Raw genomic sequence first — 15,263 nt, 5'->3', positions numbered from 1 at the left:
TGCGGGCCTGATGCTGTACTGATTCAGAAACTGCTGAGGCAGGCCGCAAGTTGCGGCTTGTCGCTACAACTGATGTGGTGATCGATTCGGTTAATCATATAAGGATAAAACGGGTTAGAGGTGGCGCGCATAATTGAGTCCAGCCCGACAATCAGCACTGCACTCTCGCCGCGCAGTGACAACGTCCCAAAACTGATACCAAACTCATTCTTCTGCGCGGGCGCACTGCCATATAACCCATCCTCGGCCGGGAACGGAATCGCAACGTGCGACAGCGAGTAGAGACCCGCAGGATAGGCAATTGCCAGCGGCTGAATCCGTTCCTGCATCTCTCCCACGGGAACGTTTTTTGTCACCATTTCCAGCGAGGTGGCGGAGGCATTGGTGATCACCGTGGATGAGTAATTCCGACGCGCCGCAGGCAACAGCTGATTAACCGCGGTATATGAGGAGTGGCGGAATAACGGACTGACGCTGACCGCCTGATTGATATCGAACAGCACCAGTTCGCTGCCGTTCACTGGCAGATAATTATAGAGCGAGCGGATGACCGAAGGCGTACTGACGGTGGAATCCATGACCGACTGAAAGGTTAGCACGGGCGGGAAACCGGAGAGCTGCTGATTACGCGCATATTGCAGGATCTCTTTCTGCAGCGCCTGCGTTAGCAAATAGGTCTGCCGGGCAGCGTGAACCGGAAAAGAGTTGTATTTAAACGGATTAAACTCCGGCACGATATTCAGCCAGGCCGTTTTCGAAAAGGCAGGGAAAACAGAGGGCAACCCGGCAACACCTGCGAACCGGGCAAAACGAGTCACACCGATCATCGGCGATAACAGAATCAATTGCTGCGGACGACGCAGCGTGTGATCGCCCAGGCTGTCGAGCGCATATTTTACCGCCAGCGCCCCGCCGTTCGAGAAACCCACCAGATGCAGCGGCGTCTGCGTGCCCGCCAGCCGGGTCGCTTCCCGCACCGCCAGGCGTGTGGCGGCCATCCAGTCCTGCCAGTCAACATCGGTCAGACCCGCAGGCACCGTACCGTGACCCGGTAACCGTATCGCCACCGCCACATAACCCTGCTGACGGTAAGCCTCTGCCACATGCCGCAGACTGTAAGGACTGTCGGTCAGTCCATGTAACAGCACTACCGCACCGCGCGGCCTGCCCGTCGGTTGCAGAATATAGGAACGGTTCAAGTCCTGCGCGAAATGCCCCGGATAGATCATGCTGCCAGCATAGTATCGGTTGAGTGGCGTTTTTTCTTCCGCATCCAGTCGGTCACTGACCTGTTGCTTCATCTCGTCGAACAGATGATTTTCGGCCTTGAGGTAGTCAGCATAGGTCGCATTATCAAGCTGTTCCACTGTCAGTTCATGCGGGACCCAGGTGTGCCAGCGATGTAACTCCGGCCCGCGCTCCGCTTCATAGATTCGAATAATCAGTAGCAGCAGTAACAATACTCCAGACACAATCGCAAGACGCCAGAGCCTGCGGGTGACGGTTTTCCACCTCCGGGTCATAAATCCTTTCCTGAAAAATTAAAATGCATAGCGAAACCACGCGAACAGCACGTTGCCATTATTGTACGTGCCCGGAATATAGGTGAACTGTACATTCAGCGCCTTATAACCGGCAGAGAACAGCGGCAGAATAATCGGTAGCGGAATATAGTTACCAAAATCTTCGCGTGCAGTGATACCGGCGGTTAATCCCGCGCCAAGACGAAAGTCCTGATTCGAACCAGGATACCAGCCCTTCTCCCAGCCATAACCGACAATCGGCTGCCACTCATTGTGTGAGTCTTTGAAAGCCATTGCATAAAGCGCGCTCCAGTTGCCGCTGTCGCTGTAGCGGGAAATGCCCAGACCGCCTCCCCAGGGATTCTCGTTATAGTTATCGGTTTTTTCTTTGTCGTACATAAAGCGGGCGTGCCAGCTGATAAATGGCAGGTAGAGATCGGTATGCTGAGGCGCGTTCCAGGTCTGCGCAACATCGTCAGTGAATCCATTCCACCAGGAGGAGATTGGTGTGTTTTCAGCATGCAATGGCGCAGCAGTCAGCAATGCGGCAAAAACTGCCGTCGTGGTTGAAATTTTCATAGTGCGTACCGGTCAGCGTGCGGAGCAGATGAAAAATGAGTATAGCGCAGAGCCTGAGGCAATCTTTGTCAGCGGTCATGCTTCGCTTAACCGGGGATTTCTGAAGACAATAACGACAGTTCATTAAGTCAGTTTCTGGCGATTTCAGCCTGAAATCGCCAGAACTGTATGGAAATTAATCGAGGAAAAATGGCTGATTACAGTGAATGTTGTCTGATGGTACTTAGTGAGGATAAGGACGGGGAAATGCGGTGCAACGGTTAGTAAGAAGATAAGGAGGTAACAAGATAAGGCGATAAGGAGGTAAAACCGGATTCAGCCGGTGGGCTGAATCCGGTGGGAGACTCAGGAGGCTTCAGCCTCTTTTGGCTTTTCACCAAACTTCTCTTTCATGTGTGACTCAATCTCTTCCAGGCTTTTGCCCCGCGTCTCTGGCACCATCGCCATCACGAAGATCAGCGACCCGACATTAATCGCGGCAAAGATAAAGAAGGTGGTGCTGCCGGCATATTCCATTATCGGTGGAAAACCAAAGGCGACTATCGCGTTGAAGATCCACTGTAGTGAGACAGCGCCGCCGGTTAACACGCCGCGCAACTGCATCGGGAACAGTTCCGACATCATCAGCCAGTAGACCGGGGAGATGCACATCTGCATGCAGAACAGGAACAGCAGAATACAGGCCAGGGCGAGGTAGCTCTGCATAAGGCTGGGAGCGATAAAGGTCATCACGCTGCCCAGCATAATCTGCGAAGCGACCACCAGACACAGGCCGGTAATCAGCATCGTCCGGCGCGGGAAGCGACTAACCGCCCAGATACCTACAATCGCCGCCACCACTGAGACCACGCCGTTACCGATGGTCGCGGCAATCGAGGCGCTGGTGCCAAGTCCGGTCTGTTTAAGGATGATCGGGGTGTAATACATAAAACCATTTACCCCGGTGAACTGGGCGACAAAGCCCAGACCGACGCCGATAACCATCAGGCGAATCACCCACTTTTCACGGATCAGGGTTTTCGCATCCGGCCCACGTTCCGCCGCCCTCGCCTGCTTCTTCATCTGCGCCATCTCATGGCGCACTTCACGCGGCGTTTCACGCAGATACTTCAGGATCTTTTTAGCCTCTTTCAGACGCCCTTCCGCGACCAGCCAGTGTGGAGAGGCGGGAACGAAGAACGTGCCGATAAACAGCAAAAGACCCGGTACCATGGCAATTGCCAGCATATAGCGCCACAGGTGCTCATCATGCAGCAGATAGCTCAGCAGCGTACTGGCAACATAAGCAATGAGCTGTCCGGTAACGATCATCAGCTCATTGCGGCTGACCAGCGGCGCACGCAGGCGCGGTCCGGCAATTTCGGCGATAAAAACCGGCACGGTAGAGGAACCGCCGCCGACAGCAATCCCCAGCAGGAAGCGCATTGCCACCATGACGTTGACAGAAGGCGCCAGCGCTGTTCCCAGTGAACCCAGCACAAAAATAACCGCCAGGCTGCGTAGTGTAATACGCCGGCCAAACCGGTCAGAGAAGAAACCACTCAGGAAAGAGCCGATCGCGGCACCGAACACCAGCGAAGAGGCTACCAGCCCTTCAGTGAATGAGTTCAGTCCAAGTCCACCCTGATCGGGTGGTGAGGTCATGTAGGGTAATGCACCCGAGATAATCCCGGTGTCATAACCAAAAGCCAGCGCGCCCATAGTGGCAACCAGTACCACTAAAAAAATGCGCTGGCGTACCGTATCCGCAGGCGCGTGATCGCCCGCTTCACCAGAGTCTGGTGTATTCGTACTCATAATATCCCTGCCATTAATTAGTTAAACATCCGTTTGATTAAATTTCATACGGAATAGAAATGGAACATATTTACCGAGTGGGTAAAGAAGTGTAGACGGTATTTAAAAGTTAGCTTTAGCAATGCGATTTTTATAACAGGGATAGTTAACCGGATAAATAAACCAGCGCAATAATGACGTCGTGAAAGTTATTTTAACATTAGGTTAACACTTTCAGTTCCTGCTGGATCCAGCTCAGGAAATGCGCGACGCGGGGAAACTGGGCAAATCCACGCGGGAAGACCAGATGATGGGCGCTGACGGGCAGACTCTCCTGTTCGGACAAGACTCTGACCAGTTTTCCACTGCGCAGATAATCCTCCGCCAGCAATTCACTTTCAAATATAAGACCGTGGCCTAACATCGCCGCCTCAAGACTCATATAAGAGCGATCAAAGCGAAATAACCACTCTTTATCTGGCTGAGGTAATTGCTGAGAAGCAAACCACTGCGGCCACTGAATAAGCGGCGACTCCGATAATATCAGCGCATGATGAATTAAATCAGCGGCCTGATTAACAGGATGTTTTTTCAGATACTCAGGCGAGGCCAGCACCGACATTCTTTCGGGGCGGATCGTTTTAATCTCGAATGAGTTCCAGTCCGGGAATCCATGGCGTATCGCAATATCAATATTGTCGCGGCTGAAAGATAAATTCTCGTAAGAGCAGGAGAGCGTGAGCTGGAACTCGGGATAGCTGTCGCGAAATTTATGGATGCGCGGCAACAGCCACAGCAGACCGAAACTGGGCGCGCAGTGGATCCTGAGGTTGCTGCGGGCTTTCTCGTTACTGATGCGTGCAGTCGCCTGCGTCAGACTCAGCAGTATCGGACCAATCTCCCTGAGGTAATGCTCACCCGACAGCGTCAGCACTACGCCCTTTGCCGAACGATTAAACAGAATACAGCCCAGTTCACGCTCCAGTTTTGCCAGCTGATGACTGGCCGCCGAAGGCGTAATACTTAATTCCTCGGCCGCACGCGCGACATTACCAAAATGGGCCACCTGCTCAAAAACCCGCAGTGATTTAATCGAAGGTAAGTGATCAGACTGCTTTTCCATCCGCCTCTCCACACTGGAATTTTGTGATGTGTGCCCATTTTTAAATCGCAGAATTGTTAACTGCATCAAACCAACAAATTCATTCAGCATCAAATGAATTTTTTTGCATTGCCAATATTAGCCGCTTTATCAATTCTGATCGTGACCCTGCCGGTAGCGATACCGAACCACTAATAATTATTTTTCTGGAGTGGACAATGTTACTCGAAAACAAAGTTGCGATTATTACAGGTGCCGCCTCTCAGCGCGGCATTGGCCGGGCTACAGCCGCCTGTTTTGCTCAGCATGGTGCGCGCGTGGTGGTGCTCGATTTAGATCTGCAGGCCGCCCAGGCCAGCGCACAGTCTTGTGGTGAGGGGCATCTCGGCCTGGCCACCGATGTGACCGATCCCCTCTCTGTTCGTCGTGCCATCGACCAGGTTCTTGAGCACTTCGGCCGTATTGATGTGCTGGTCAACAATGCAGGTATTACTCAGCCGGTTAAAACACTGGAAATCGGCATCGAGGATTACAACCGTATTCTTGATGTCAATCTGCGCGGCACGCTGCTGATGTCTCAGGCGGTGATCCCCACCATGCAGCAGCAGAAAGGCGGCAGCATCGTCTGCCTGTCCTCGGTCTCAGCACAGCGCGGCGGCGGGATTTTCGGCGGCCCGCACTACAGTGCCGCTAAAGCGGGCGTTCTGGGCCTGACTAAAGCGATGGCGCGCGAATTTGGCCCTGACCAGATACGCATTAATGCCCTGACGCCCGGTCTGATCCAGACGGACATCACTGGTGGCCTGTTACAGGATGAACGCCGCCACGCCATTCTCGACGGAATTCCGCTCGGCCGCCTTGGGTCCGCCAGTGACGTCGCCAACGCTGCGCTGTTTCTCGCCAGCGATCTCTCCGGTTATCTCACCGGCATCACGCTGGATGTGAACGGCGGCATGCTGATCCATTAAATAGCGCCCTTCCCTGCCCGCACGCCTGGCGGGCTAACCTCGGGAGTGAACACCATGACCACGCTTAATCTGAGCGCAGCCTCTGCTGCGCGCGATATCACCTATCGCAAAATTGCCTGGCGCCTGATGCCCTGGCTGATGCTCTGTTATCTCTGCGCCTATCTTGATCGCGTCAATGTGGGCTTCGCTAAATTACAGATGATGGATGATTTGTCACTCAGCGAAACCGTGTATGGACTGGGTGCCGGGATCTTTTTTATCGGCTACTTCTTCTTTGAGGTGCCGAGTAACCTGATCCTGCACCGTGTCGGCGCACGCCGCTGGATTGCCCGCATTATGATCACATGGGGAATCATCTCAGCCCTGTTCGCCTTTGTAGAAACCGCATGGCAGTTCTACCTGCTGCGCTTTCTGCTCGGCGTCGCCGAGGCCGGTCTTGCGCCAGGTTTACTGCTCTACCTGACCTACTGGTTTCCATCACACCGTCGCGCGCGTATGACCGTGCTCTGGTTTGTCGCCATTCCACTTTCTGGGATGATTGGCGGCCCGCTCTCCGGCTGGATTATGGCGACCTTTGCAGGCTTTCACGGATGGGCAGGCTGGCAGTGGATGTTTATGCTGGAAGCTATCCCCACTCTTATTATGGGATTAGTGGTACTGCTGGTTCTGAAGGATCGCGTTGAACAGGCAGAGTGGCTGGATGAAGATGATAAACGCCGCGTGCGTGCCGATCTGGACGAGGATAATCAGCAGAAAGCCTGTCATGGCACGGTAAAAGCCTTTGTCGCCGACCGTCGTCTGTGGCTGCTGGCGCTGATCTACTTCTGTGTGGTGATGGGTCAGTACGCCCTGACGTTCTGGTTACCGACGCTGGTGAGAAACTCAGGCGTCAGTGAACCGCTGCATATTGGGCTGCTGACCAGTCTGCCTTACCTCTGCGCCATTATCTTTATGCTGCTGGCCGGGCGCAGTGGCGATCGCTATCGTGAACGCCGCTGGCATCTGATTGTTCCAATGCTGATCGGACTCACCGGACTGACGCTGGCAACTCTGCTGAGCCATAGCGTTTCCCTGTCACTGCTCTCCCTTTGTATTGCCGCTGCGGGCATTCTTTCCGCCTCATCGCTGTTCTGGATGTTGCCGACCAATCTGTTAGGTGGCGTCTCTGCCGCCGCAGGCATCGCCGCCGTGAACTGCATTGCTAATCTGGCCGGTTTTTTCTCACCGTGGCTGATAGGCACCATCACCACCGCAACCGGTACGCCCGCTTCCGGAATGTACTTTATTGCTGCCGTCCTGCTGGGTGGCGCGCTATGCGTGCTGCGCATCCGGGCAGCGGACGTTAATCGTTAATCAGGAGGTAATATGACTGACTCTCGTCACGCTTCACACGTGCTCTCATTGCAGCAACGAGCCACCAATATTCGCCGCCATGCCTTATTAATGGGCCAGATTCAGGGGCAGGGATATATCGGTCAGGCGCTGGGTTCCGCCGATTTGCTTGCTGTCAGCTATTTCCACGCCATGAATTACCGGCCGGATCAACCTGAGTGGGAAGACCGCGATCGCTTCTATCTGTCGATTGGCCATTACGCTATCGCCCTTTACGCCGCCCTGCTGGAAGCAGGCGTGATACCTGAAGAGGAAAGGGAAACCTATGGGACTGATGAGAGCCGCTTGCCGATGTCCGGCATGGCTGCCTATACCCCAGGCATGGAAATAACCGGCGGTTCACTGGGTCATGGCTTAGGTATTGCCGTGGGTGCCTGTCTGGGGCTGAAACAGAAAGGCTCGCAGGCACGAGTCTATAACCTCCTTTCAGATGGTGAACTGAATGAAGGCTCTACATGGGAAGCGGCAATGTCCGCCTCACACTGGCAACTTGATAACCTGATCGCCCTTATCGACGTCAACAATCAGCAGGCTGACGGCCATAGCAGTGAGATTCTCGCTTTTGAACCCATAGTGGATCGCTGGCAGGCTTTTGGCTGGTACACCCAGCGGGTTGATGGCAACGATATCTCTGCTTTGCAGGCCGCCTTTGATGCAGCTCGCAGCTGGCCCGAACCCCAGCCGCGCGTCATCATTTGCGATACCCGAATGGGCAAAGGGGTGCCGTTTCTGGAAAGTCGTGAGAAAACCCACTTTATTCGGGTCGATGCCGATGAGTGGGACAAAGCCCTGACAGCACTTGAGCAAGGAGTCTGAGATGAGTTCACAACCGCAAAAAAAACGTCTGACCACATCCGCCATGATCGCCTCGATCGCCGCTGAAGGCCAGCCCACGGTTTCAGCTCCTTTTGGACATGCCCTGGTCTCTCTGGCAGAGCAGCGCTCAGATGTGGTCGGTCTGACGGCTGATTTAAGTAAATACACCGATCTGCACCTGTTCGCAGAGGCTTTTCCGAAACGCTTTTTTCAGATGGGCATGGCGGAACAGTTACTGATGAGCGCCGCAGCAGGTATGGCGCGTGAAGGTTTTATGCCTTTTGTCACCACTTATGCCGTCTTTGCTTCCCGCCGCGCTTATGATTTTATCTGCATGGCCATCGCCGAAGAGAATCTGAACGTTAAAATCGCCTGCGCACTGCCGGGCCTGACCACCGGTTATGGACCGAGTCATCAGGCGACTGATGACCTGGCAATCTTCCGTGGCATGCCGAACCTGACTATCATCGATCCCTGCGATGCACTGGAGATTAGCCAGGTGATACCGGCTATCGCTGAACATCAGGGTCCGGTCTATTTGCGCCTGCTGCGCGGTAAGGTTCCGCTGGTGCTGGATAAATATGACTATCGCTATCAGCACGGTAAGGCTCAGCGCCTGCGCGGCGGTAAGCATGCCGTTATTATCAGCAGCGGATTGATGACCATGCGGGCGCTTGAGGCCGCTGAAGCGCTGGAGAAGCAGGGGATTGAGGTCGGTGTGGTTCACTCACCCATGATTAAGCCTCTGGATGAAGAGACCATCCTGCGTGAGGCGGGAGTAGCACTGCATCATAACCAGCTGGTTATCACCGCTGAAAATCATTCGATAACCGGTGGCTTAGGCGAAGCTATTGCCGGCCTGTTAATGCGAAACCATGTGACACCGCGCTTTAAACAGATTGCGCTGCCGGATGCTTTCCTTGCAGCAGGCGCACTACCGACGCTGCATGACCGTTATGGCATCTCAACGGATGCCATGGTTAAGCAAATCACCGCCTGGCTTGAAGCCTGATTCATATCAAAACCGGGCCTGGCCCGGTTTTCTTCTGCATAGGTTCGCTGCTGCCGTGGAAGATCATCATTGCATTACGTCACTTCACATCGGTCTGATTACTGATTGCAGTGGTCAGCACTCTCTGCGCATCAGCAACTACGCTGTATGCTGATAACAGCCACTTATAACCCGGTTCAATGCCATACAGACGTTATTTCTCGCAATTCACTGTAAACAGCAGTGCAGTGAGCCATCGCCTTTTATCAGGTAGGCCGATAGGGGCTCTTCGTCCGTAAGCTGCCGATTTCATCTGCTTTACCCAATACAGTGAATCTGATGCCGGGCTGCTAACTTTCCGTTATGAACAGACTATGACAACCGTTTTCCGCTGATCAGGTTTTAATGGAGTTCCCTGCCAAAGCTGCATCTTGTATCGCACCTCTTCAAAAAATTTTATTGCGCAGAAAAAGTTATCCACTTTTTCTGTGGATAAGTGAGGGATAGTTTCTGAGTATCTTTTTTCACTCTCTGTTCAGGACTTTACTGCTCTCAAGATACGCCTCTTTTCTGATCTTATCCGTTCGCCCTCAGGCCTGAAACGAGGGAGCGTTTAACTGCAGGCATGGCGATTTCAGGCTGAAATTCTTGCATCTTTTATATTAAAAACAAACAGTTAATCACGAAATATCGCTGGCGGGCTAATGTTTGGAGAAAGGCCAGGCAGAGGGTTTAGCGGAGTGTGTGAAGCCGGTACGCTGTTACTGAGGTTCAGTGGGGGTTGATTGGTCACTAATGAACCAGCCCCGGAAAATCATTACTTGCAATATTCTGACCGTCGGATGCGCGCTGACGGCGATGAGATTCATCAACGATAGCATCAGACGAAAAACGTTATCTCTGTTTATAGTGACCTGTGCGGTTTGGAAGGGGCCTAGGTATCTGGCGAAAGAGTTCAGCGAAGTGGCGATTTCATGCAGTTTTTCAGCAAGAGATAATAAAGCAATTTATTATATTTCAATATCTTAAGCAGGAATTCACACTTAAAAATCTGGCGATTTCAGCCTGAAATTTGGGTGTCCGCCATCTCTTTTAACGACGACTCGCTACAAAAATCGAAAAAAAAGCCAGCGTTTATCGCTGGCTGATTTGAGTGCATATACGTTAACGGTTGAGATATTTTTTCAGGGTCTCCGCAATAACTTTATCCAGCTCTTCCTGCAACTCTTTCGACTGCCGGTTAAATTCATAACTGAACATCCGTCCGCGTACCTTTTTGCGGGCGAAGCGATCTTTATCCGCAAAAGACCAGAGCGCAGTCGCCTGAGTTTTATCTTTCTCCGGTTCTTTGATCAGAGTCTGGCTACCCTGTCGAATCAGACGCAAAATATGATTTTTAAGCTCGTCCTCGGCCAGACCTTCACGGGCACAGACCACATCAATTTCCCTTGAAATGGATTTGATCAGAGCTTCAACGCTTTGCCCGGACTCACTCAACTTGTCAGCAGCCTGTAACAACGCTTTATAGTCGGGATAGGTCAGCTCAGCGTGATTAGGAAAAAGTGAGATCAAATCTGACGGAACGCTGGCGGCCTGCAGGGCACGCGTCACTTTTGCCTGGGACAAACCCTGATTTTCAGCAATCTCCTTCTGCGACAAACCGCCGTCTTTAAGTGTTAACAGACGCATCCCCACTTCGCGCAGATTGTGTTCCCGTGCCGTCTGAATATCCTGCGCCAGTCGGCGGGCTTCATCAGCGGTGATGGCCGCGTCAGTGATCAGCACGTCCAGGCCGGTTTTGCAGTAGAGTGCGGCTGCCCGACGACGTGAGCCATCGAGGATTTCGATGCGGTCATCGCGCATCACGCCGATAGCGGGAAAGAACTGCTGCAGCTTAATGGTCCGGATAATGTCACGCAGCGAATCAGGTGTCAGGCCTGCCTGATCGCGACCGTTGGTTTCCATTGTGACAAACGTTTTGCTTTCAACGTCGCTGGCGGCAATGCGTTCAAAACGAAACAACGCGCGTTTGCCCGTTGCCAGAACGAATGTCTGGTTGTGCTGGCTGTCTGGCGTGTCATTTTCCAAGGGAGTCTGGCTGAAGGTTCTGCCAATCGTAATTCTTTTTGCGCTCATACAAACCTCAGTTCAGGCGAATAAATTCGATACGGTCGAAGACGGCTTTTGCAAAGTCCTCTGCGGCGGATCGTGCATTCTTCAACGCTTCGCTGCTGCCGACGTAGGTCGAAGGATTGGCGGAGATAACCGTATCAAAAGATTCGCCACAACGTTCGAAACCATCAAGGCGGGGAAGGGCAGCATCAAGCATGTCGCCACCAAAAATCTCTTTTGCCAGGCTATGACAGAGTTTGTGGTCTGCTTTATTGGAGAGCTTCGACATGAAGCCAATATTACCCTGCAGCCGACAGGTCGCGCCGGAGTCTTCGATAATCGCAATCAGTTCCGGAAGACGTGTCAGGTATTTTAGTGTCGAGTGAAAGTCTACCTGAGCCGGTGGCACCGGAGTCATCAGAAGATCTGACGCTGCAATCGCATTCTTCAGGAAGGCATCAAGATGCGGGCCGCTGTCGATAAAGATAAAGTCATAATCTTTTTTCAGTTTGGCAATAACGTTGTCATACAACACGGCGTGAACGTTCTGTTGCGGAAGATGCTCAGCACAAAGCTGATCCCAGCTTGAGGCGATAAAGGCGTCATCAATCGATGCTGGCAGCACATCCACACCCGGAATGATCGACGGAACGATAAACTCGTTGACCAGCTCATCTCGTGAGACATTCTGCAGCATTGCCTGCGCCGCAGTCGCTTCCACCAGCCCGACGGAGCGCTCGTGGTTCAGAAACATGGTTGCTGAGGACTGCGGATCAAGGTCGATAACCAGGATGCGCAAATCTTCAAAAAGCAGATGGGGATGTGCACGTAGCGCATGTGCCAGAGAGACGGTTGAAACCGTTTTGGAGACGCCGCCCTTCAGATTACCGACAAACAGGGTGTAAGCGTCACTATGGCGATCGCGATACTTGGGCACGCCACGATGATGATAGATATCGATAATATTCTGAATCGACATAGCATATTTAACGGAAGAACCGGCCGCACGTTTATCAAATTGATAACCGCTCTCTTCCATCTCATTGACTGCGTAATCCACACTGGCTCGGGTCAGTTTGGGCAACTTTGCCAGCGCCGCTTTGGCATAGACCTGATAGTAGGTATTTTCATGCAGTTCCTGCTTTTGCGCCTGAATTTGCTCGGTGAGGCTTAGCAGCATGCGTTCTGAACGCTGCGCAACCTTCATCACCTGCTTGTCATCATTAGCCATAGTTGCTCCAAACATGTAGGATTTATGACTTTATACAGAAATCCTGCACGTGAGGCAATAAATTATCTTCTCAACATAATCTCCGTTTTTATGTAACCACACGGGTTTTGGTGAGCTTCATCACATTATTTCGTCTGGCCGAATATACTTTTGCAGGTTAATTGCGGTCAGCATTCACTGTAATCAGCAGAACATTCACTGTAGTGAGCAAACAGGTTTAAAAATCATCATACAAACCGGGTACATTGAGCGTGAAAGGGGAAAACATAGAAGACGAACCTTGAGATCAAACGTTCACTGTAGTCAGTAAAGCTTGTGTCTCTTTCGGTGACGTTATGGAGCAGGCGAAAGAGCGATGGATACATTGATAAATGGATTTCAGGCAGTGACTGCAGGTTGCAGTGCTGATCTTTGCCACTGCATCACTTCAACATTCACTATAGTCAGTAGCGTTTTACGTGTTCAGCTCTGTGAAGAGCAACGTTCACTGTAATCAGTAAACTTGCCGATCAGGAGCCAGAAGAGGGAGCAGGGCAGAGTAAACGTTCACTGTAGTCAGTAAGGATGGGTTGAAAAATCCTCAGCGGATGATAAAAGCATCGGAATCTGGAGAGGGAATATACACCGGCAACGTCACAACCGACTCTGGTCTGCGATACAGAAGCGTAAAGCCCATAAACGTTCACTGTAATCAGTAAATCCAGAAAGCAGTAAACATTCACTATAGTCAGTAACATCACAAACAGAAGAGGCATTAGAAGGAGAACAACCGCGCAAACATTCACTGTAGTCAGTAGTCAGCAGTAAGTAGACAGAAGCGATTCTGTTCTGAATCAGGGCGTGCCGACGGGGTCGTAATATGAGTCAGTTGATAGCAGTAAGTAGACAGAGGCGATTCTGTTCTGCATCAGTGTGTGCCGACGTGGTCGTGAGTCATGAAGTGACCAGACCTTGCGAGCAACGGCTTCTTCTGTCGCCCTTCAGCCAGTCATGCACCAGCCCCGTATCGTATACATCAGCAATGCCGTCAGCAGGTTCACTTTAACGTTCACTGTAATCAGTAGAATGCACGATGCCTTCAGGTACACCGCAGCAAACATTCACTGTAATCAGCAGAACGTTCACTGTAATCAGTACAAGATTAGCATCCCGCCATGGCAGTTATGACTCGCCTCAGACCGGGCATCTGGCAACAACATTCACTGTAATCAGTAGCGATTCGGAAAGCCGTTAAAGAGATTCAATGGTGAGGCGAGGGTAGCGCCCATCAGCAAACATTCACTGTAATCAGTAACAGTGTCACGCTGTTCTCTATGGTTACGTGTGTCATTCAGGTCATACGTATCATGTGAATCACGCTGAGCAGACCCCTCATGGTAAACCGCATCCAACCCTGATTTGCTGGCCAGCCAGTAATGCTCTTTGAGAACAGGGCAGAGCAAAGGCATTCACTGTAGTCAGTAAAAAGGATTCACTGTAATCAGCAGAGAGAGGCTTAGCCAACCGAAGTCAGGGCATTCACTGTAATCAGTAAACACAGTATAATTGAGTGCTAACCAATATGAGAGTAAGCACTAACTTACTTATAAGCCCTTGTTATCAGGTGCATTGAAGGGGGGTAGGGTCTGAACACACTTTTGCACGGCGGCCCGGTTACTGATTACAGTGAACGTTACTGATCACAGTGAATCCCTGGGGAGTACTGATTACAGTGAATGAAGAGTGGATGGCGCAATGTCACCGGTGACGCAGAAAGTGACACTGCCACGCAGGAATACTGATTACAGTGAACGTGAGGGGTTAATCATCAAACTCGATCTCATCCAGCGAATCGATGCTCTCAAGATTACTGATGCCATCAAGCTTAGGCGTACGGCTGTGGATAATAAAAAAGACTGAGCGGCCACGCTTCACTTCTGAGTAATCCAGATAACCGATCTCTTTCAGCTGCTCCATCGCGCGCCGCACGACATGGTTCTGCGTGGTGGTCTTAGAGCCGAGGTTCAGGCGCATACGCAGGCGTGCAAGCGAGATAGGCGCCGGATTGGTTGGCAGGCTTTCCAGGAAGGTGTAAAGCGCCTGCGCAGACTCTTTACGCTTCAGACGGGATATTGCACGGAGCTGAAGCAGGACCTTGTGGTCGAAGTTATAGAGTTCGAACAGCTTGGGGTCGGCCTGGATGCGCACAATATCTTTTTCGCGATCGTAATAAGCAGACTGAACAAGGTGGGTGTGATAGGCCTTGCCGTTGCCTTCAAAAGAGAGCGTATTGGTCGCGATACGGCGCAGAGAGGCATCAAGACGCTTGCGCAGGGCAGCTGAAGAGTTGGCAGAGGGAATGCCACACATCTTCACAAAATCGATAAACGGCAGCGTGACGGTATCGCCTTTGGTCGGATAGCGGGAAAACGATTGAATAATACCCGCCCAGGTTTTGAAATCGTTATCCATATCCAGCCGCGCGCCGGTAATGGTAATCTTTTCGTAGCCTTCCGCCTTCACCAGCGTCAGATTCTTCAGCTCTTTCGTCGCATCCGTTGATGCCATCGCACCGGATTTACCGCGTGCAGTAGATTTCAGCGTCGGCACGAACAGCCCAAGACGCATTAAAGCGACAGGCTGAACGGTATTATTCTTGTTGGGATGAAGCTGAATAACTTCACCGCTGTTTTTTGTCACTGACAGAAAAGGTTCAAGTAACGCTTTGTTTTCGTTGTCTTTATCTGCCATGGCGTAAGATCTTCATTCTGTGGATGAAAGGGATCGTTTTCTG

Annotated in this window: 11 protein-coding genes; 4 read left to right on the top strand and 7 right to left on the bottom strand. The window is 51.9% G+C overall.

Annotated features, from left to right (window positions below):
* Positions 1-23 precede the first annotated feature (23 nt).
* The 4 genes from AC6I8B_RS19310 to AC6I8B_RS19295 all read right to left on the bottom strand — a co-directional run bounded on the left by AC6I8B_RS19310 (position 24) and on the right by AC6I8B_RS19295 (position 5,001).
* Positions 24-1,523: an alpha/beta fold hydrolase gene (locus AC6I8B_RS19310; protein WP_157353294.1), complete on the bottom strand. Its 1,500-nt coding sequence runs from the start codon at positions 1,521-1,523 to the stop codon at positions 24-26.
* 18 nt (positions 1,524-1,541) lie between these two features.
* Positions 1,542-2,102 carry a lipid IV(A) palmitoyltransferase PagP gene (gene pagP, locus AC6I8B_RS19305; RefSeq protein WP_010246837.1) on the bottom strand — a complete coding sequence of 187 codons (561 nt, stop codon included), beginning with the start codon at positions 2,100-2,102 and terminating at the stop codon, positions 1,542-1,544.
* A gap of 345 nt (positions 2,103-2,447) precedes the next feature.
* Positions 2,448-3,899: a sugar porter family MFS transporter gene (locus AC6I8B_RS19300; RefSeq protein WP_022624569.1), complete on the bottom strand. Its 1,452-nt coding sequence runs from the start codon at positions 3,897-3,899 to the stop codon at positions 2,448-2,450.
* A 199-nt stretch (positions 3,900-4,098) separates the two neighbouring features.
* Entirely contained in the window at positions 4,099-5,001 is a 903-nt protein-coding gene (locus AC6I8B_RS19295) for a LysR substrate-binding domain-containing protein (protein ID WP_157353295.1), read from the bottom strand.
* A gap of 197 nt (positions 5,002-5,198) precedes the next feature.
* Here AC6I8B_RS19295 and AC6I8B_RS19290 point away from each other — a divergent pair, with 197 nt between their 5' ends.
* From AC6I8B_RS19290 to AC6I8B_RS19275, 4 genes are read left to right on the top strand one after another with little or no spacing between them, the layout of a single operon-like run.
* Positions 5,199-5,948, top strand: a complete 750-nt coding sequence (locus AC6I8B_RS19290) for an SDR family NAD(P)-dependent oxidoreductase (RefSeq protein WP_010246831.1) — start codon at positions 5,199-5,201, stop codon at positions 5,946-5,948.
* A gap of 54 nt (positions 5,949-6,002) precedes the next feature.
* Positions 6,003-7,301, top strand: coding sequence for an MFS transporter (locus AC6I8B_RS19285; protein ID WP_157353296.1), 1,299 nt, complete (start codon positions 6,003-6,005; stop codon positions 7,299-7,301).
* Between the two features lie 12 nt (positions 7,302-7,313).
* Positions 7,314-8,156 carry a transketolase gene (locus AC6I8B_RS19280; protein ID WP_033787213.1) on the top strand — a complete coding sequence of 281 codons (843 nt, stop codon included), beginning with the start codon at positions 7,314-7,316 and terminating at the stop codon, positions 8,154-8,156.
* Position 8,157: 1 nt separating this feature from the next.
* Positions 8,158-9,168, top strand: a complete 1,011-nt coding sequence (locus AC6I8B_RS19275; RefSeq protein ID WP_497817770.1) for a transketolase family protein — start codon at positions 8,158-8,160, stop codon at positions 9,166-9,168.
* A 1,143-nt stretch (positions 9,169-10,311) separates the two neighbouring features.
* On the opposite strand, the gene AC6I8B_RS19270 is transcribed toward AC6I8B_RS19275, so the two are convergent.
* The 3 genes from AC6I8B_RS19270 to AC6I8B_RS19260 all read right to left on the bottom strand — a co-directional run bounded on the left by AC6I8B_RS19270 (position 10,312) and on the right by AC6I8B_RS19260 (position 15,220).
* Positions 10,312-11,283, bottom strand: a complete 972-nt coding sequence (locus AC6I8B_RS19270; RefSeq protein WP_010246824.1) for a ParB family protein — start codon at positions 11,281-11,283, stop codon at positions 10,312-10,314.
* A 7-nt stretch (positions 11,284-11,290) separates the two neighbouring features.
* The gene (locus AC6I8B_RS19265; protein WP_010246822.1) at positions 11,291-12,490 is read right to left on the bottom strand and encodes an AAA family ATPase; all 1,200 of its coding nucleotides are present in this window, start codon (positions 12,488-12,490) and stop codon (positions 11,291-11,293) included.
* A gap of 1,800 nt (positions 12,491-14,290) precedes the next feature.
* Entirely contained in the window at positions 14,291-15,220 is a 930-nt protein-coding gene (locus AC6I8B_RS19260; protein WP_010246820.1) for a RepB family plasmid replication initiator protein, read from the bottom strand.
* Between the last annotated feature and the right edge of the window lie 43 nt (positions 15,221-15,263).

Source organism: Pantoea sp. X-Soil-ISGK-285 (genome assembly GCF_059730815.1).
This window is presented reverse-complemented; position numbering and strand designations above follow the sequence as displayed.

Bases quoted from the DNA above. Each gene is read 5' to 3' on its own strand.
- AC6I8B_RS19310 (WP_157353294.1), bottom strand. From the start codon at position 1,523: ATGACCCGGAGGTGGAAAACCGTCACCCGCAGGCTCTGGCGTCTTGCG.
- pagP (WP_010246837.1), bottom strand. From the start codon at position 2,102: ATGAAAATTTCAACCACGACGGCAGTTTTTGCCGCATTGCTGACTGCT.
- AC6I8B_RS19300 (WP_022624569.1), bottom strand. From the start codon at position 3,899: ATGAGTACGAATACACCAGACTCTGGTGAAGCGGGCGATCACGCGCCT.
- AC6I8B_RS19295 (WP_157353295.1), bottom strand. From the start codon at position 5,001: ATGGAAAAGCAGTCTGATCACTTACCTTCGATTAAATCACTGCGGGTT.
- AC6I8B_RS19290 (WP_010246831.1), top strand. From the start codon at position 5,199: ATGTTACTCGAAAACAAAGTTGCGATTATTACAGGTGCCGCCTCTCAG.
- AC6I8B_RS19285 (WP_157353296.1), top strand. From the start codon at position 6,003: ATGACCACGCTTAATCTGAGCGCAGCCTCTGCTGCGCGCGATATCACC.
- AC6I8B_RS19280 (WP_033787213.1), top strand. From the start codon at position 7,314: ATGACTGACTCTCGTCACGCTTCACACGTGCTCTCATTGCAGCAACGA.
- AC6I8B_RS19275 (WP_497817770.1), top strand. From the start codon at position 8,158: ATGAGTTCACAACCGCAAAAAAAACGTCTGACCACATCCGCCATGATC.
- AC6I8B_RS19270 (WP_010246824.1), bottom strand. From the start codon at position 11,283: ATGAGCGCAAAAAGAATTACGATTGGCAGAACCTTCAGCCAGACTCCC.
- AC6I8B_RS19265 (WP_010246822.1), bottom strand. From the start codon at position 12,490: ATGGCTAATGATGACAAGCAGGTGATGAAGGTTGCGCAGCGTTCAGAA.
- AC6I8B_RS19260 (WP_010246820.1), bottom strand. From the start codon at position 15,220: ATGGCAGATAAAGACAACGAAAACAAAGCGTTACTTGAACCTTTTCTG.